This is a genomic window from Porphyromonas macacae DSM 20710 = JCM 13914, from assembly GCF_000379945.1.
Taxonomy (GTDB): Bacteria; Bacteroidota; Bacteroidia; order Bacteroidales; family Porphyromonadaceae; genus Porphyromonas; species Porphyromonas macacae.
This window is the reverse complement of record NZ_KB904141.1, coordinates 1-19199: the sequence shown is the minus strand read 5'-3', so window position 1 is coordinate 19199 and position 19199 is coordinate 1. Positions and strand designations below refer to the sequence as shown.

The following is a 19199-nucleotide window of genomic DNA, read 5'->3' as shown; positions in this document are numbered from 1 at the left end:
GTAACGCTCATTGCCAACTTGCTTTTGATGGTAATGCAACGTAGACTGAAACGTTCGTGGAGTTTCTCGGGACTTGCAACCATGGTACGTATCGTGCTAATGTACTATATGGACTTTTACTCTCTTTTTAATCATCCTGAGCAGGATTGGATAGCGCAATTTGCGCAAGAAGAAGCCCCGCCAGAGCCGAATCTTTTCGACTGGGGGGCTTACTAAAACGAAAATAACTCTAATGGAAACGGTTTGACGGGGGAGCAAGACTTTTTTCTGCTTTCAAAAATTTTTAGCGGACAGCAATATTTTTCAATTTTGATGATATTATACCGTTAGATGGCAAACTTAAGGCCTACATAGACCGTTCGAGGCATAGAGGGACCGTAGATATAATCCGAATCGCGTTTTTCACCTTTGTCGAAATCTTTCTGGAAGCTGTTGAAGATGTTCAATACACCTGCATTCAGTTCGAGATTGGATTGCGGACCGAAGTAGAATTTATAAGCCACCTTCGTACCCATATCGAAGAATTTCGGTGTTTCTACCTCCATATTTTTTTCTATATAACCGGCTCTGTGCTGAACGAGCATATTTCCGGTATAGGTACCCGATAAAGAGAGACTCAAAGCATTTATCGGTTTATAAACAGCGGTTAGATAGCCATAACTGTCGGGTGTCTTGAACATCCGGCGTTGAGGCTTGATGGTTTTATCTTCGCTCCATTCGTAGTCTGCTTTGTATTTGCTGCTTTGTAATGTGGCTCCGAACTGTAATTGGAATTTACGTCCCGGTACGATGCGTCCTTCAATATTCAATCCTTTGACTACAGCTCCTTCGCCGTTGGTTTTGATTTGGATGTTTTTTCCTTTGGGGTCGGTGCCTTTCGGGTTGAGAACGAAGACGTTTTTCAAATCGGTGTAGAAACCTTCGGCGAGGATGTTGAAACGAACGTCACCGATATTGAAGTAGAAATCGCCGGAGGCACTGAAGCTGTGCGAACGCTCTTCTTTCAAATTCGGATCCAACTCGATGAAAATAGGCTCTCCGCCGGCTATGTCGATGTGGAGGTCTTCGTCGAAAGCTTGCGGTGCCCTGAAACCGGAGCTGTAGCTTGCACGGAAGTTAAAATGTTCATTAGGCCCGTATCTCAGATTCACACGAGGGCTGAAAACTGGATTTTTAAGCAGATTATGTTTATCCATACGTGCTCCGAGCAGGATACTCCATTGGTCGTTTTTCCATTCGTTTTGTATGAAAGCACTGGCCGTCTTTGTGGTCTGTTCTTGCTCACGATTATATCCCAGTACCTTATCATTTACATGATTGTACGCATACTCCACTCCCGAAGTAAATGTAGAAGGCATAAAGAACAGACGGTCGAAGTTGTAGTTGTACTGAAGTCCGGTTGCAACGGAGATATCATCCGTTTTACCATAGGCTTTTTCATCTTTTTCGGCTCCGTAATAACTCTTTCTGTCTACAGACTGAGCCGAGGCATAAAGGTCCAGTTTATGGTTGTAGTCTTGAGACAGCCAGTTGAAATTAATGTTTCCGGAGTGAATGTTGTGATCCAGTTGCTCGGCAATCTGCACTTGGTGCGGGGGAAGATCCATCTGATCGCCTCCACGGCGGAATTCTGAAATATTATGATATTCTGCCGTTACTTTTGAGTATGGAGAGAAACGATAGAAACCGCGAAGTCCTACGTTCTTCTGGCTCAATTTGGGTAACTCGGAAAAACCGTCCTTGTCATAATCGAACTCTTTGCGTTCGCGTACGGCTCCGAAGAATGTGAGTCCGCTCTTGTAATCGTCTGCCACCAAAGAGGCATTGAATGAAGTCTGTACGTCCGGTGTTTTGCCATAAATAAAATTCGTGCTGTTGCTTACACTTGCCGAATTCGATTTCGGTTCTTTGGTTATAATGTTAATTACGCCGCCGATGGCATTGGCACCGAAGAGAGCCGATCCGCCGCCACGGACAACTTCTACTCTGTCGATCATCGATGTGGGTATCTGTTCCAGACCGTATACACCCGCCAACGAACTGAAGATAGGGCGACTATCGATGAGTATCTGGGAGTAGGGGCCTTCCAGGCCGTTGATTCGCACTTGAGAGAAACCGCAATTCTGGCAGTTCGTTTCCACGCGTACGCCGGGTTGGAAAACAAGCCCCTGGCTCAACGTATTGGCATTGGTCTGTGTAAACAGCTCATTCGAAAGCACATTTACGATAGTAGGTGCTTTCATGCGGGATGTGCCGTTGCGGTTGGATGTAACGACCACCTCATTCAGTTTGATCGGGTCGTCTGTGAGGGAAAAATTTATTTCAAGGGTTTTATTACGGATAATCTCGACTTGAATTTCCTTATTTACATAACCGACGGCAGAAGCGATTAAGGTATGTTTTCCCAAAGGTAGATCTTTCATAAAATAATGTCCCGTAGCATCCGTTTGAACACCCAGATTGGTACCTTTCAGTACGATGGTTGCAAAGGAGATATGCTCTCCGGTTTTGGATTCCAAAACGTGCCCCATTATATTGGCATCGGTATGTTGTGCATTGGCTGAAACTAAGCAAAGCAATAAAAGCCAACAAGATAAAATGTATTTTTTCATTTTTATTTTAAATGTTTGTATAAAATGTTTATAATAACCGTCATGCGTACTACCTGTGCGGAATAGAAAGTAGACGTCCAACAGCAGTCGAAAAGAAATATCTGCACGGAATATTGGATGCATTTTCTTCGCAATATATCGCAGGATATACCGGAAAAATCGCAAACAGAAAGAATTATTAACAGAAAGAAAAAGCAGGAGGTGGTCCCCGCAAGTTGTCTGTCCGGGTAAAGGATCCGAATCCCCGACGTATGGCTTTGGATATGAACAGAATGGAAATGGCACCTAAAAGAACATACAGGGGAGCTGTTACCAGAGGCATCAGTGCCTGTAAGTGCATCAGAAGGTCTATGGTTGTTATTTCCTCCTGCGTATGGGTGTGGTCGCTACCCTCTGCCCTGAATATATTATATGGGTGAGAGTGAGTGATAAGGATGCCATTGACGATATGATGATGGACAAACAGCGTTACACCTGCATAATAGGCAAAGAAAGCCACCATCACAAAATAGTGAAGGATGCTCCTCATGCAATGTCTGTGTTTGTGCCGTTTCATCATTTCTGTATTTTTCGCAAATATAAACCGAATATTATATTTTTCTTGAATTTTTTAGCTGAAACGGATAAAATACCGTATTATACTGAGGCCGCTACCTTTTTTGGGGAATTAGAATATCACCCACCCAATACGAACTGTGAGGCAGGCTTCAGGCTGTATATTTTATTATGGTATGCGCTGACTTCTTGGCAAAAGAAAGACAATCTGTCAGATGAGAGGGCGAAAAATGGATAAAGGAAGGATTTTTGCAGTGAGTTATTAAAAAGAGAGCATATTTCAAAGAGAATAACATAAATAAAAAAGACACTATAAAGCTATGAATCTGAAAATTTTTACAATTAAATCGCAGGAGGCTTTACAGCATGCTGTGGAGCTTACGCGTAAAGCAGGGCAACAGGCTATTGAGCCCGAGCATCTGCTTTTAGCCATTGTTAAAGACGATCAGGGTCTTGCTGATTTCCTTTTCAGTAAAATGGGTTTGAATAAAGCCCGGGTATTGGAGGGTGCACAGGCCTTGATAGAGAAATTACCCCGTGTACAGGGAGGTGAGCCGTATTTGAGCAGGGAAACCAATGAGGTTTTGGATAAAGCCGAGTCGTTGGCCATGAATATGAAAGATGAGTTCGTTGCTTTGGAGCATTTGCTGTTGGCCATTCTGGCATCTAAGAACAGTGCTGCTCAACTGCTGAAGGATATGGGAGCTACGGAACAAATGATGAGTAAAGCCATCGCAGAACTTCGTCACGGGCATCGCGTAGACAGTCAAAGCGCCGAAGAGCAGTATAACGCTTTGAATAAATATGCCATCAATCTTTGTGAAAGAGCAAAGCAGGGAAAGTTGGATCCCGTTATCGGACGCGATGACGAGATTCGGCGCGTATTGCAGATTTTATCAAGAAGAACCAAAAACAATCCTATTCTGATCGGTGAACCGGGTGTGGGGAAAACAGCCATAGCCGAAGGGCTGGCTTATCGTATCATTCGGGGAGATGTGCCTGCGAACCTGCGGGAAAAACAAATCTACTCTCTGGATATGGGTGCTCTGATTGCCGGAGCAAAATACAAGGGAGAGTTCGAGGAGCGATTGAAAGCTGTTGTCAATGAGGTTACCCGTAGCGAAGGCAGTATCATCCTTTTCATCGACGAGATACATACGCTTGTGGGAGCCGGAAAAAGCGAAGGCGCCATGGATGCGGCAAACATACTCAAGCCCGCGCTGGCCAGAGGTGAACTGCGAGCCATTGGAGCTACCACTTTGGATGAGTACCAAAAATATTTTGAAAAGGATAAAGCTCTGGAAAGACGTTTTCAGATGGTTATGATAGATGAGCCGGATGAACTGAGCTCGATTTCTATTCTGAGAGGATTGAAAGAAAAGTATGAAAACCACCATAAGGTGCGTATCAAAGATGATGCTATTATCAATGCCGTAAAGTTAAGTGCCCGGTATATTTCGGACCGCTATCTGCCCGACAAGGCGATAGATTTGATGGATGAGGCCGCGGCAAAACTGCGCATGGAGATCGACTCCCTGCCGGAGGAGTTGGATGAGATCAGCCGCCGGATCAAACAGTTGGAAATAGAGCGCGAGGCCATTAAGCGTGAGCATGACGACGTCAAAGTAGAGCAGCTTTCCAAAGAAATAGCTTCGTTGAAAGAGCAGGAAAGTGCTCAGATGGGCAAATGGAAAAGCGAACAGGAACTGATCAATAAAATCCAGCAAAATAAGATTGATATCGAGCAGCTCAAGTATGAGGCGGAGCGTGCAGAGCGTGCCGGCGATTACGGAAAGGTGGCAGAGCTTCGTTATGGTCAGATAAAAGGGAAAGAGGATGAAATAAAAAACCTTCAAACGCAGCTGAGCGAAATGCAGGGAGACAATGCCATGATCAAGCAGGAAGTGGATAGCGAAGACATTGCAGAAGTTGTGGCACGATGGACGGGAATCCCCGTTGCACGTATGATGCAGAGTGAGCGGGAAAAACTGCTTCATCTGGAAGAAGAGCTCCATAAACGTGTCATCGGACAGGACGAAGCGATCTCTGCCGTAAGCAATGCCATAAGAAGGAGCCGGGCCGGACTGCAGGATCCGAAACGCCCCATCGGTTCGTTTATCTTTATGGGAACTACGGGTGTGGGTAAAACAGAGCTGGCAAAAGCCCTTGCAGAATATCTCTTCGATGACGAAAATATGATGACTCGAATAGATATGAGCGAGTATCAGGAAAAATTCAGCGCCACAAGGTTGATCGGAGCTCCTCCGGGATATGTAGGGTACGATGAGGGAGGCCAACTGACGGAAGCCATACGCCGTAAGCCTTATTCTGTGGTCCTTTTTGACGAAATAGAGAAGGCACACCCCGATGTATTCAATGTTTTACTGCAAGTACTTGACGATGGCCGGCTGACAGACAACAAGGGCCGGACGGTGAACTTTAAGAATACGATTATCATCATGACCAGCAACCTGGGCTCGGATGTTATCCGGGAACGTACGGAGCATATGAATGAGAATAACCGGGAAGAAGTTATCGAAACGACTAAAAATCAGGTTCTCGAACTGCTGAAAAAAAGCATTCGACCCGAGTTTTTGAACCGTATCGACGATATTATAGTCTTTACACCGCTCAATCAGGAAGAAATCAGAGAGATTGTGCGTCTGCAATTCAAAAGCATTATTAAATTAGTAGCGGTAAACAATGTTAAACTCACTTATACGGACAGTGCTTTGGATTATGTTGCTCAAAAAGGCTATGACCCTCAATTCGGAGCAAGACCCGTTAAACGTGTATTACAGCGTAGCGTTCTGAACGAACTTAGTAAGAAACTGCTTAGCGGTACGTTGGATACCTCCGAGCCGATTGTTATCGATACGACAGCCGGCGGAGAGGAATTGACATTCCATAACTAAAACAGAAAGCACACCTTTTGAGGTGTCATATTTCTGACCGATACGGCAAAGCAACAAGCGATGAATTTGCCATGGAGTTTATCTCCAAAAAAGAAGGGCTTCCGAAGTATCCGGAGGCTCTTCCCGTATCCGGAAAACCGTTTCTGTAGCAGAGCTTGAATCTTCGTTTTCGAGATGGAAAATCTTTTTTTGCAGCCTCGTGAAAATTCTCTGCCTGACGGTTGAAAATTTCTCAGGCAAAGAAAAAAAATCCAAGTTAACTTGGTTGAAAATCCATCAGGCAGAGAATTTCGAGTTTGATAAGGAAAAGTTTATTCTTCTTTCGGAAACGTTGCCTGCATCCGGGCACAAGACTATTTTTATAAATTTGTAACTTTAACAAGGTCATGGATTTATAATTCTATATAATTATATGCGTAATACTCAACGGGATGCTGCATTCGCAGTTCTCTTAATCATGCTGCTTCTGATCTTTTTGGGCGCATGTGCCAACATCGGTAATCCGGAAGGAGGCCCTTTCGATATGCAACCTCCCCGGCTGATCAAAAGCAATCCTCCGGAACGCACGGTAAACTATAAGAAGAAAAAGATCGTACTGACTTTTGATGAAAATATTTCTCTGAAAGATCAACAGGAGAATTTGATTATTTCGCCACCGCAATTCAAGCAGCCGAAAATAACGGCTGTGGGCAAACATATAGAAATTACGCTGGAAGATACGCTTAAGCCTGAAACTACTTACAGTTTTAATTTCAACGATGGTATTGTGGATTATACCGAAGGCAATCCTTTGGAGGGGTTTTCTTTTGCCTTCAGTACAGGAGATGTTTTGGACAGTATGCAGATTAGCGGAGTTTTGCTGGATGCCCGTACTTTGGAGCCCATTCAGGGAAAGTTGGTGGGGGCTTATTTCTGTCCGGCCGATTCCGCTTTTTTCAAGGAGCCATTCAAATATGCCACACGTACCAATAAGGAAGGCAAGTTCAGACTGTTGAATCTCAAAGACTCGTCTTATACGGTTTACGGTTTGGCAGACGACGATAATAACTTTTATTTCAGTCAACCGCAGGAGCTTGTTGCGTTTGACAATCATTGCTATAAAACAACCTGTGTAGATACCTCCAGAGTAGATACGATAAAAATAGACTCGTTGAATGCTTTGCGCGATACGATAAAGAGAGACTCTCTCGTGCATGTGGATTATACCCGGTTTATGCCCGACACGATTATGTTGCGGATGTATAAGGAGTTTGTTCACAGACCCGGTTTGCTCAAAAATACACGTGCGGATTCCAACCGGCTGACTTTGAGTTTTAACACGGTTCTCAAAGATATGCCGGTATTGAAAAATATGTCCGGAGAGGATATAAAGAAGTCGGAAATTTTTATTTCCCGAAATCCCGAGCATGAAAAAGATATTGACTATTGGTTGCTCGAACCCCGGCTGATCCGTTCTGATTCTCTTTCTTTCATGATAGATTATGAAAAAACAGATTCGGCGGGGATGGTGTACACCAAGCGCGATACACTTACCTATATCGTATCGAAGAGCAAAAAGAAAGCGAAGGAGAAAAAAAATAAAGAAGAGCCCAAAGACTCTGTGAATCTTGTAGGTGTTAAAATCAGCGGTACGCAGGGTCTTTTTTCAGGTACTCCTAACGACTCCGTTTTATTGGCTTTTGATACGCCGATAAAAACAGTCAATCGGGACAGTATTTTTTTGACAGACAAAAATGATAGCTTAGCCCAGACGGTTCCGTATCGTTTGTTGCCGTTGGAGAATATTTATTCCAGATATAAGCTGGTGGCAGAATGGCAATACGATAAGACGTATCAACTTCGTTTGGGGAGAGGGGCCTTTGTCGATATATACGGAACTCTTTCTTCGGAGGCACAGTATGATTTGCAAATATCACCCGAGAAAGATTTGAGTGTACTGGAGTTAAGTCTTGTCGGTAAAAATCTGGAAAATGCAATCGTTGAGTTATTGAATAAAAACGATGAGGTTATCGCCACGCTGACTCCCGGGATTTATGAAGTTACGGCCAAAGATTCCACATCGGTAAAAGATTCTTTGCATGCGGAGAAAGAACTGGTAAAAACGCCTCCGGTTCTGAAGGATGAGGAAAAATCAGATGTTTCCCGAAATTCTGACAGTGTCACTGGTCAAATTGAAGAAACGGTCACGGAAACGGTGACGGATACCTTGGAGAGCAAAAAAGAAGACTCCCCCAAGAAAGCTTTTATGGTGAAAATAAAAGACGTAAAACCAGGAGATTATTATGCCCGTTTATATATAGACGAGAATAAGAACGGTGTTTGGGATACGGGTGATATTCGTAAAGGGCGTCAGCCTGAGCCGGTATATTATTGCCCGCTGACAATTGCCTTGAAAAAGGGTTTTACAACTGGAGAAAAGTGGGAAGTGTTTGCCTTGCCTTTGAGCCGGCAGAAGCCCACGGATATCCGTAAAATAAAACCGGAGGAGAAGAAGGCGAGAGTAGATAAGAATATCGAGTATTACGACCGAATAAAAAACAAGAAAGCCAACAGGCCTTTGGACGACCGGAAGCAAAATAATAAAGGAGCCGGCGGTTCGTTTGGCGGAGGATTCTCCGGTGGCGGAGGCTTTGAAAGAGAAGGAAGTCGTTTTTAGAAGATTGTTTAATAATACAATATTAATTTATTCATGGAATTGAATTTTAATTTCTCGGAATCTCTTCTCCGCAGCTGGCAGCAGCTTTTGAAAAATCCGGCTTACATTGGTGTTTTTGTGCTTTCTGCCCTTGTGCTTTCCTTGATGTATGTTTTTTATTTACTCACGCTTTCCCTTTTTATAGATAGTCTGAGTATCAATGTTTTAATGGCAATTGTTTTTTTGGCTGTTTACCTCTTTGCGTGTCTTGTAATGCAAACCGGTTTTTGTCGAATTGCTTTGCATCTGGCAGCAGGAGGTTCTTTCAGTTTTTCTGAGAGTAAGAAGTTTTTTTGGGCACCCCGGTTGTATATCCCTTATTTTGTGTTGTCTATCATTGTTGCACTTCTTGTCAGTGTAGGGCTTGCTCTTTTGATTATCCCCGGCATTTACCTTGCAATTAAATTTTATTTGATGCCGTATGTGTATTTCGACGAATCGGAGAGAGGTATCTTTGAGGTTTTGGAGCGTTTATGGAAAATATCGAAAGGCCATTTTCCGGGTATTTTAGGTTTTTTTCTTTTGGCTATTGTTGCTTCTCTTCTGGGTTTTCTCCTTTTAGGCGTGGGGATATTTGTTACGATGCCTCTTTATATGATTTTAAGTGCCAGGTATTACTATGCACTTATCGGAAAAAATCCTTTGGACCAACAAAATGCTATCGAACCGAAACTATATGATATGCACATCGTTGACTAAGTAGAAAGAGCTTTAAGTGTAAAGCTTTTTTAGTTATCTTTGTGTCTCTTTTGGAGAAACGACCTTTTATTATTAAAAAGAGAGAAAATTTCATAGAATTTCTAATCATATAAATTATTTATGGACAAAAAGCGCGTTTATACGTTTGGAAAGGGCGAAGCAGAAGGCCGTTCCGATATGCGTAATTTGCTTGGAGGTAAGGGTGCGAACCTTGCGGAAATGAACCTGATTGGTGTGCCTGTTCCTCCGGGATTTACAATTACCACCGATACTTGCAATGAATATTATGAAAAGGGAAAAGATGCGGTTGTTGAATTGCTTCGTCCCGAAGTAAAAAAAGCATTGGCATACATAGAGTCTGTAATGGGCTTGAAATTCGGGGATGTTAAAAATCCTCTGCTGCTGTCTGTTCGTTCAGGAGCCCGTGCTTCCATGCCGGGTATGATGGATACCATCTTGAACCTGGGGTTGAATGACGAAGTATTGCAAGGTATCATTGCCAAGAGTGGCAACGAGCGTTTTGCATGGGACTCTTATCGCCGTTTTATCCAGATGTATGGCGACGTTGTTATGGGGCTTAAGCCTGTAAACAAAGAAGATATCGATCCGTTCGAAAAAATCATCGAAGAGATAAAAGAAGAAGCCGGCGTAAAACTGGATAACGAATTATCTGTAGATAATCTGAAAGAACTGGTAGGACGATTCAAAAAAGCGGTTAAGGAAGAAACCGGCAAGGATTTCCCAACCTCTCCCGAGGAGCAGCTTTGGGGGGCTATCATGGCCGTGTTCGATTCGTGGATGAATGAGCGTGCTATCCTGTACCGTAAAATGGAGGGTATTCCTGCCGAGTGGGGTACTGCCGTTAACGTTCAGGCCATGGTATTCGGTAACATGGGTGAAACTTCGGCAACAGGCGTTTGCTTCTCTCGCGATGCCGGTAACGGTGAAAACCTTTTTAACGGCGAGTATTTGATTAATGCTCAGGGCGAAGACGTGGTAGCAGGTATCCGTACACCGCAACAAATTACCAAGATCGGTTCTCAAAGATGGGCGGAGCGTGCCGGTATTCCCGAAGCTGTCCGTCGTGAGCAATATCCTTCGATGGAAGAGGCTATGCCCGAAATCTATAAAGAGCTCAATGAACTCCAGCATAAGTTGGAACTTCATTACAGAGATATGCAGGATATGGAGTATACCGTTCAGGAGGGCAAATTGTGGTTCCTGCAAACCCGTAATGGTAAACGTACAGGTCATGCAATGGTTAAAATTGCGATGGACCTGATGCGTGAAGGTATTATTACGGAAGAAGAAGCTCTGATGCGTATCGAACCTAATAAACTGGATGAACTGCTTCACCCGGTATTCGATAAAAAAGCATTGCTTAATGCCCGTGTGCTGACCAAAGGTCTGCCTGCATCTCCGGGAGCCGCATCCGGACAGATCGTATTCTTCTCTGAAGATGCTACTGCATGGCATGCGGATAATAAACGCGTGATTTTGGTTCGTATCGAAACATCACCTGAAGACTTGGCCGGTATGACTTCTGCCGAAGGTATCCTTACCGCTCGTGGAGGTATGACTTCCCACGCTGCAGTGGTTGCTCGCGGTATGGGTAAATGTTGTGTGTCCGGTGCCGGAGCCATTCAGGTCGATTACAAGAAACGCACGCTTACGGTGGATGGCGTAGTTCTTCACGAAGGCGATTATATTTCTATCGATGGTTCCACCGGTAACGTTTATGCCGACAGAGTGGAAACCAAGGCTGCCGAAATGGACGATGACTTCCGTGAATTGATGTCTCTTACCAATAAATATGCAAAACTGAAAGTTCGTGCCAATGCGGATACCCCTCATGATGCTCAGATCGCCCGTTCTTTTGGTGCTGTGGGTATTGGTTTGTGCCGTACGGAGCACATGTTTTTCGAGGAGTCTAAGATTCGCGCTATGCGTGAAATGATTTTGGCCGAAACTGCCGAAGGACGTTTGCAGGCTTTGAAGAAGCTGCTTCCTTATCAACAGGAAGACTTCCGTGGTATTTTCCGTGCCATGGCCGGATGCCCCGTAACTGTTCGTCTGCTCGACCCTCCTTTGCATGAGTTCGTTCCTCATGATGAAAACGGACAGCGTGAAATGGCTGAAACGATGGGCGTTTCTATCGATGCCATCCGTCAGCGTGTCGAAAGCCTGATGGAGCATAACCCCATGCTGGGTCATCGTGGTTGTCGCTTAGGTAATACTTACCCTGAAATTACTTACATGCAGACTCGCGCCATTATCGGTGCCTGTCTGGACTTGCAAGAAGAGGGTATTACCTGCTTCCCCGAAATTATGGTGCCTCTGACCGGTATTTTGTATGAATTCAAAGAGCAGGAGCGCGTAATTCGCGAAGCTGCGGAGGAAATCTTTAAGGACCGTGGAATAAGAATCGATTATAAAGTCGGTACCATGATCGAGGTTCCCCGTGCGGCTCTGACAGCCGATCGCATTGCTTCGTCTGCCGAATTCTTCTCATTCGGTACGAATGACCTTACTCAGATGACATTCGGATATTCCCGTGATGATATTGCCTCTTTCTTGCCGATATACTTAGAGAAGAAAATTCTCAAAGTAGACCCGTTCCAGGTATTGGATCAGAAGGGTGTCGGCAAGTTGGTGCGTATGGCTACGGAGAACGGCCGTTCAATCCGCCCCGATCTGAAATGCGGTATCTGCGGTGAGCACGGTGGTGAGCCAAGCTCTGTTAAGTTCTGCCACAATGTGGGTCTTAACTATGTTTCCTGTTCTCCTTTCCGTGTGCCTATTGCACGTTTGGCAGCCGCTCAGGCTCAGATTGAGGAAAATAGGAATGCAGCTAAGAAATAAAAACGTATTTCTTTTTCAGAAGATGATATTTACAGGCGACGCTTTTATTTAAGTCGCCACTCGTAAAATTAAGTAAGAGACACCCGGTTGTATGAATTATTCGTATGACCGGGTGTTTTATATAAATACCGATACCGGAAAAATTTTAGATATCCGGGATTATGTTTTTATATTTAATTTTATTTATCGAAGGCTTAACTTATGAAGAGATTTATTTTGACAATAGTATTTTTTCTGCTTTGTATCGGAGCGGCCTTTTCTCAGAAAGGAGATGAGAATATAAGGTGTAGGGATGTTTTTTCTCCGGAAGATTCTGTCGTTTTTACTGTTCGGGGTAACAAAAAAGAGCAGATAGAACTGTTTTATGAAGCAAGGGCTTTGCCCGTCAGAAAGCATGAAACGCAGTTTTTCGATGATAGTGTACGGGTAAACTACGGTATATTGCCTCCCGGTTTTTACCGGATCGATCTGAAAGAGAATGGTACCTCAGAGATTATTACCAAACATTTCAGGGTTATGCCCCATGATTTTAAGAAGGGTAAGAATACGCTGAATATCATTGCCATATCCGATGTACATCTTATGGCACATGAACTTGGGCAGCGTGGCAGTCGTGCTTTTGAAGAATATCTGAAAAAGGACCGGAAATTACTGGCCGAAAGCGAGGATATTGCTAAGGCTTTGATAGATACGCTGAAACAGAGCAGGCCGGACATTGTACTTGTTTCCGGAGATTTGACAAAAGACGGAGCAGCCAAAAGTCATGAACGGTTTGCCGAACTGTTCGATGAGTTGAGAGCCCTTGGAACGCAGATATATGTGGTACCCGGGAACCATGATATCAATAATCCTTATGCCCGGCGTTATGCCGGTGATGGTTATACTGAGGTGGAAACTTTTTCTCCCGATGATTTTCTGAAACACTATGCCGATTATGGATATCAAAAAGCATGGAGTCGTGATACGGTTTCATTGAGTTATGCCGTAAGCCCGAATGAAAAACTGTGCATCATTGCTTTGGATGCCTGTAAATACCGGGACAATACTTTGTTGTCCCGTGGCGATAAGGCTGACCGGTATCATTCGGATGGCTATCTGAAGCCGGAAACATTGAAATGGTTAAAAAATGTTTCTGCCAAAGCCCGGGCAAAAGGACAGTTGATAATAGCTATGATGCACCACGGAGTCATAGAGCACTTCCCTTATCAGGCTCGTATCATGAAACCGTATCTCGTCGATAACTATGCCGAGGTTATTCAATGTTTGACGGATTGCGGAATAAAGTTGATTGTTACGGGGCATTTTCATGCTGTCGATGTTGCTAAAATTCGGTTTAATGGGAAAGAACTCTACGATATGGAAGTCGGAGCTTTGGTTACGTATCCCTGCGCTTACAGAACCATATCCCTGAACCTTTCGAACGGAGATTTGGCTTATACCACAGATTTGATTCGCTATACGGGTGAAAGGTATTACACCTCAAAAGGAGAAGATTTTCAAACGTATGCCCGTAAACGCATAGCCGGAGGACTCCCTTCACTGCTCTCTTCTATGATTTTTTCCAAAAGAGAACAGTTGGCCGGTTACTTGAATTCGGAGAGTGATGTTTTAGAAATGTACAGCCGCGAAGACTTAAGATCTTTTATGTTGCTGTTTGAAAAGGAGTTGGGACCATTGCTGGCAGATTTGATTTTACTTCATTATGAAGGAAATGAACAACTGCATGATAGCGAACTGTTAAAAAATGCAATAGATAAGCATGTCGTTCGCTTTCTGAAAAGTGCGGCTCCGGACTCTTTCCGGGAAGATGAAGAGACAACGCTCAAGATGCTGGAGAGTATGGGAGCTTACCGAAGACTTTCTTCTATTTTAGAGCTCTTTCTCAAAGATCTACGACATACGGAAGATACGAGGGTCGATGATTGTAACGGCAGGATAAAAATATGATCGGTTTTTATTTTAGGGCAAAGTATATTTAAATCAAATATTATATCTTTATTACATTTTTATTACATTATTGTATATATATGGTAAAAAGAGAGATAGAAACTGAAATATCGCCTATCGATATTGATGCAGATTTGTTGTTTGCAGAGTGGTACCCTGCTCATCAGGTTGCTAATTCGTTACATTCGCCTCCGGAAATCGGAACCATAGCAGCCAACTCTTCTTTTGTATTTGATATAGATTATTTTTATTGTTTGATTTTCATTCTCAATGGTAAAGGCGAATTTTCTGCTTTTGAGAATGAGGCCTTGTGTATCGAAGAGAATCAGATGCTTTTGTTGCCTATGGGTAAGCTGTTTAAGTTTACGGCACGGGATTGCCCAGTTACCTTTTTAACCATAAAGTTCAGGCCCAGTATCAACTTATGTATGGGTAGCTGTCCCAGATCGATGGAGACGGCAAACAGGCAGTATGCCAGATCTGCAAGAAAGAAATCCGAGGATAAAATTACTTCTTTGTATTTGAATGAGGGTATTGATCTTTGGCTAAAACAGATGCTCTATTATATAGAGCGTAACCCTAATGCCATGCCGGTATTTGAAATTAAACTCAGGGAATTGTTTTATATCCTGCGTATTTCTATTCCGGTGAAGAAACGGGATGAGTTTTTAGCCTCGTACCACTGCCATAATTTAGGTTTTAGAGCATTTGTATTTCGTCATCATTTGGATTGTCGCACAGTGGAAGAACTGGCTGCGATGATGAAGCTTTCCATAAGTACGGTCAAACGCCTTTTTCTTGAGGAGTTCGGTGTTTCTCCTCTGAAGTGGATGCACGAACAGAAGGCACGATTTATCTATCGTGATCTGGCCGATGGCGATCTTACTTTGCAACAGATAGCAGACCGTTATTATTTTTCGTCTATCAGTTATCTCTGTGTATTTTGTCGCAAGGCTTTCGGTACAACACCGCTGAAAATCAGACAGAAACTCAATATCGAAGAAGCAGATTAGATTAGCAATAATGCGAAAAAATTATTTGAGAAGTGTAGAAATACAGGCCATTTGATAGAGCCTGTACGATAATAAAGATAACCGAATATTACGCCCAGGGTAAGCCGGCTGGCAAAACCTATTGCGGAGAAATGTATGAGACTGAATAAAACTGCAACCGACCATATCGTTGCAGTTTTATTGTGAATGAATTTATCGATTACATTGATAATACCGTATCTGAAATACAACTCTTCCGATATAGCCGGAATCACGGCAAAAGCAATGATCCCATACCACCATCCGGACGTATCGCTCATTATTTCACGGATAAAAAATCCTGTTTCTTCAGCTTTTTTTGTTTCTGCAACAGCCCATTCATACGGCATCGACTCCAATATCCGTGAGATGCCGAAGTCGATGAGCAGTCCGGCAAAGAATAGAAATAAATAGAATAGAATTTCTAAAACAATATCGGATTTACTCAAAGGCCGGATGCTCTTTTCCTTGATAACCTTTTTGTTGCGGGCGAAAACATAATAAACAAAACCCGGGAGTGCAAAAATAAGCAGGGTGGGGGTTATAATAGAGAGATAGGCGTTCTTTTCAACAAAAGGAACTGTTAATATGGCAAGAATAAGTCCTGCAATCGTTCCGAAAAACAATAAAGATAAATCGAAGAACGCAGTACTTGTTTCATTTTTCATAAGAGGGTTTATTTCTTATTTGTTTATTTGAAATATTATTCTACCTTTGCATCCGTTATCAGTTGCCCGGATGGCGGAATTGGTAGACGCGTTGGTCTCAAACACCAATGGCTGCAAGGCTGTGCCGGTTCGATCCCGGCTCCGGGTACTCGAAGCAAAGCTAAATGGCTCTTAAGGCTGTTTAGCTTTTTTTGTTTGTGTAAATAGGTTTGATGTAAGAAGTGAGAGCTCATGTTTTTATGAAATCAATAAAAGCTTTCTACATATTAAAAGAATAGAGACTAACCATATTTATGGGCAGTCTCTTTCTTTATTATATGGATATTCGATTGTGATGGAAAAAGATTATCAAAAGTTTTTCGGCAGCATTTCCATCGTATGGTTGTAACCGGATATGATGTCATCGAAGATTTCTTTTACCGTCTCTTCTTTTTCGATTAGTGATGCTATCTGGCCGATTTCCAATTCCCCTTCGTCCGTATCTCCTTCAAAAATTCCTTTTTTCGCTCTTCCTTTACCCAAATGTGCACGTAGTTCTTCTGTTGTCTTGCCTTGTTGCTCCATGGCTAAGATTTCGTTGCAGAATTTATTTTTAATAAGACGTACGGGGGCAAGTTGCTTGAGTGTGAGGATTGTATCGCCTTCTCTCAGGTTTCGGCACAATTCCTTAAAAATGTTGTTTGCAGAACTTTCGGTTGAAAGAGCGAATCGTGTTCCTATTTGAATGCCATCTGCTCCCAAAGCCAGAGCTGCGACCAAACTTTGGCCGTTATACATGCCTCCGGCTGCAACCAGCGGAATACTCAGAGCTTGAGATACTCCCGGTATAAGAGCAAAAGAGGTGGTCTCATCCCTCCCATTGTGCCCTCCGGCTTCAAACCCTTCGGCTATAACGGCATCAACGCCTGCTTCCTGTGCTTTCAAAGCAAATTTTGTGCTGCTTACCACATGCATTACGATGATGCCGGCATCATGAAAACGCTGTGTGTATGTTTTGGGATTACCGGCAGAGGTAACGACAATAGGCACTTTTTCTTCGATAATAATGTCGATGATTTTGTCTAACTCGGGGTATAGCATAGGTACGTTCACTCCGAACGGTTTGCTCGTGGCATCCTTGCATTTATGTATATGCTCGCGTAGTGTTTCAGGGTGCATGGAGCCTGCTCCTATAAGTCCCAAACCTCCGTTATTGCTAACGGCAGAGGCTAAACGCCAGCCGCTGCACCAAACCATACCTCCTGATATGACCGGATATTTTATGCCCAAAAGTTTACAAAGTTTATTTTCCATTTACGTTTAAGAATTTATTTCATCAAGTTCGACCAGTTTATTGACAATTGCATAAATCGTGAGTCCGCTGGCGCTGTGGATTTGCAGTTTCTTGGATATATTTCTTCTGTGCGTTATAACGGTGTGGGTGGAGAGGAAGAGCTCTTTGGCAATCTCCTTGTTTGTCAAACCTTTTACCACACAGATCACGATCTCTTTTTCTCTTGGAGTGAGTGCTTCTCCTTCAGAGTTTCCAGCCGGAGATGCTTCGTCATTCTGGGGAGACTGTAAGAGTGTTTCTATCTGCTGTTGGAGTTCTCCTGTGGTGAGAGACATGGCATTGAGCACGCCATCATATTTCTTATACAATGAATTGGATATCGATTGCGATACCAAAGCTAATGTTTTGGCTTCCGACGGAATGTTGAGGTCTTGGGGAGATAAGCCGCATAGCAAGGGGTTTAGAATATAGATATCCGAATCGTTTTCAATGGCTTTTTCGTTAAACTCGCCATCCTCAATATTTTCGTTTACAATGCTAATCCGATATTGTGTCAGTCGTTTGAGCATAGTCTCCAACCCTACGCGAATGACCTCGGAGGGCTCGACTATGGTCACTTTGATAATCTTCGTCATATTCATCGAGGTTGTCTTATTTTTTTGCAGATAGCTGTTTTTCTAAACGTTCTATTGACGGTATAAAGATATTGTCTTCTACATAATTGTGGGAGGCAAGATCTTTTTCGCTTGAAAATATTTCATGCAATACATTTGTCAAATGATAGCTGCTGGGAGCAGGGTAGTATTTGATCAGAATATTTTTCAGTTCCGTTATTTTCATTTCAATCTGATCGTGTCTTTTTTTGAAAATTGAAATACGATAGTGCGGATCTGCAATGCCGTTCTTTAGTTTCCACGCATAAGGGAATACGTTTTTGTCTTCATAACTCATGTGTTTGTTCACCTCTTCAACGTATTCATCAAAGAATTTCCGGATTACAAAAGTGACTTCTTGCGGGCAACCTGCAATGGCGTTGATTAATTGTTCGCGAATCGAAGGCAGTTTATAATCCAAAAAATAAGTATGCGAATTCTTTAGATATTTTATCAGCGAATCCAGGGAAATCGTATCCAGCTCTATGCCCTTGGGGGTTTCTGTTCTTTTACTTAAAACATTAAAAATGCAAAGTAGAGTACGTTCGTCTACTTTATGATCCCGGCAAATTTCACCTACATTTTTTTCTCCAAAACCAAGAGGAATGTCAAAACGGGTCATTACCAGTAAGAGAGAGTAATTCGCCGATATAATATCGCTCATTTTAGAGGATGCGGTAAACGGTTTGGAAAGGATAGTTGATTCATTCATTTTATATATCGTTTTTTCTTAACATATTTGCTTTTAGTTCAAAACAAAAATACTTTATTATAAGTTGTGTTACAACGTCTTATTGTGTGAGATTGGCATTTTCCCTAACACAATGCAATTAATAGGTATGCTTTTGTGGCAGATTACTATATTTTAGGTATTGCTTGATGTATTGTGCTGCGATACCTTTGTCAATGTAATAATAGTTCATACCTAAGCCAAAGACAATGACTATTTATTGAATAACCGTTTAAGTGATTTATTGAATTTCTTAGTCTGTTCGAGATGAATCGGCTTGGAGCATCACGGGGGGCTGTGTCAAAATTCATTTTTGGGGCAGCCTCCTTTTTTTATTCCTCATCCAACGACAAAGCCCCAACTTTCACAAGCTAGGGCTTCGTTCGTTCACTAAGTTTGAGTAACTTAGCAAATATCAATTACTTAATGAATACAAAGTTACACTTTCGTCCTTACATATCCGACCCCATCCTGCTATTTCCTGCAGAACTTGGTCAAGATATTGATGCCAATGACCCTGTGCGCCTGGTCAACAGCATTGTAGATTCGCTGAATTTAG

Annotated in this window: 12 protein-coding genes, 1 tRNA gene and 1 pseudogene; 8 read left to right on the top strand and 6 right to left on the bottom strand. The window is 42.8% G+C overall.

Going from position 1 to position 19199, the window contains the following annotated elements; genetic code table 11:
- A pseudogene (locus tag A3GI_RS0106710) lies at positions 1-216 on the top strand (IS4 family transposase); the annotation flags it as partial.
- Positions 217-326: 110 nt separating this feature from the next.
- Here A3GI_RS0106710 and A3GI_RS0106705 read toward each other — a convergent pair.
- Both A3GI_RS0106705 and A3GI_RS11645 read right to left on the bottom strand, forming a co-directional pair.
- Positions 327-2612 (bottom strand): TonB-dependent receptor, encoded by a 2286-nt coding sequence (locus tag A3GI_RS0106705; RefSeq protein ID WP_026215986.1) that lies wholly within the window; start codon positions 2610-2612, stop codon positions 327-329.
- A gap of 178 nt (positions 2613-2790) precedes the next feature.
- Positions 2791-3141, bottom strand: a complete 351-nt coding sequence (locus A3GI_RS11645) for a hypothetical protein (protein ID WP_154647831.1) — start codon at positions 3139-3141, stop codon at positions 2791-2793.
- Positions 3142-3487: 346 nt separating this feature from the next.
- Between A3GI_RS11645 and clpB the strand changes: the two genes are divergently transcribed.
- The 6 genes from clpB (at position 3488) to A3GI_RS10825 (ending at position 15298) form a co-directional block, all read left to right on the top strand.
- A complete protein-coding gene (gene clpB / locus A3GI_RS0106695) occupies positions 3488-6082 on the top strand; it encodes an ATP-dependent chaperone ClpB (RefSeq protein WP_018360694.1) in 2595 nt (864 codons plus the stop codon).
- A gap of 412 nt (positions 6083-6494) precedes the next feature.
- On the top strand, positions 6495-8738 hold the full coding sequence (locus A3GI_RS0106680; RefSeq protein WP_018360691.1) for an Ig-like domain-containing protein: 2244 nt from the start codon (positions 6495-6497) through the stop codon (positions 8736-8738).
- Between the two features lie 33 nt (positions 8739-8771).
- Positions 8772-9476, top strand: a complete 705-nt coding sequence (locus A3GI_RS0106675; RefSeq protein ID WP_018360690.1) for a hypothetical protein — start codon at positions 8772-8774, stop codon at positions 9474-9476.
- Positions 9477-9596: 120 nt separating this feature from the next.
- Positions 9597-12338, top strand: a complete 2742-nt coding sequence (ppdK, locus tag A3GI_RS0106670) for a pyruvate, phosphate dikinase (protein ID WP_018360689.1) — start codon at positions 9597-9599, stop codon at positions 12336-12338.
- A 216-nt stretch (positions 12339-12554) separates the two neighbouring features.
- The gene (locus A3GI_RS0106665; protein WP_162151394.1) at positions 12555-14285 is read left to right on the top strand and encodes a metallophosphoesterase family protein; all 1731 of its coding nucleotides are present in this window, start codon (positions 12555-12557) and stop codon (positions 14283-14285) included.
- Positions 14286-14365: 80 nt separating this feature from the next.
- Positions 14366-15298 (top strand): helix-turn-helix transcriptional regulator, encoded by a 933-nt coding sequence (locus A3GI_RS10825; RefSeq protein ID WP_018360686.1) that lies wholly within the window; start codon positions 14366-14368, stop codon positions 15296-15298.
- Here A3GI_RS10825 and A3GI_RS11250 read toward each other — a convergent pair.
- A complete protein-coding gene (locus tag A3GI_RS11250; protein WP_018360685.1) occupies positions 15295-15984 on the bottom strand; it encodes a CPBP family intramembrane glutamic endopeptidase in 690 nt (229 codons plus the stop codon). The two genes, A3GI_RS10825 and A3GI_RS11250, sit on opposite strands and share 4 nt — an antisense overlap.
- A 64-nt stretch (positions 15985-16048) precedes the next feature.
- On the opposite strand from A3GI_RS11250, the gene A3GI_RS0106650 reads away from it, so the two are divergent.
- Positions 16049-16132 (top strand) — tRNA-Leu (locus A3GI_RS0106650).
- A gap of 200 nt (positions 16133-16332) precedes the next feature.
- On the opposite strand, the gene A3GI_RS0106645 is transcribed toward A3GI_RS0106650, so the two are convergent.
- From A3GI_RS0106645 to A3GI_RS0106635, 3 genes are read right to left on the bottom strand one after another with little or no spacing between them, the layout of a single operon-like run.
- Positions 16333-17277 carry an NAD(P)H-dependent flavin oxidoreductase gene (locus A3GI_RS0106645; protein WP_018360684.1) on the bottom strand — a complete coding sequence of 315 codons (945 nt, stop codon included), beginning with the start codon at positions 17275-17277 and terminating at the stop codon, positions 16333-16335.
- Between the two features lie 6 nt (positions 17278-17283).
- The gene (locus A3GI_RS0106640) at positions 17284-17898 is read right to left on the bottom strand and encodes a response regulator transcription factor (RefSeq protein WP_018360683.1); all 615 of its coding nucleotides are present in this window, start codon (positions 17896-17898) and stop codon (positions 17284-17286) included.
- Between the two features lie 10 nt (positions 17899-17908).
- Positions 17909-18622: a hemerythrin domain-containing protein gene (locus A3GI_RS0106635; protein ID WP_018360682.1), complete on the bottom strand. Its 714-nt coding sequence runs from the start codon at positions 18620-18622 to the stop codon at positions 17909-17911.
- Positions 18623-19199: the final 577 nt, after the last annotated feature.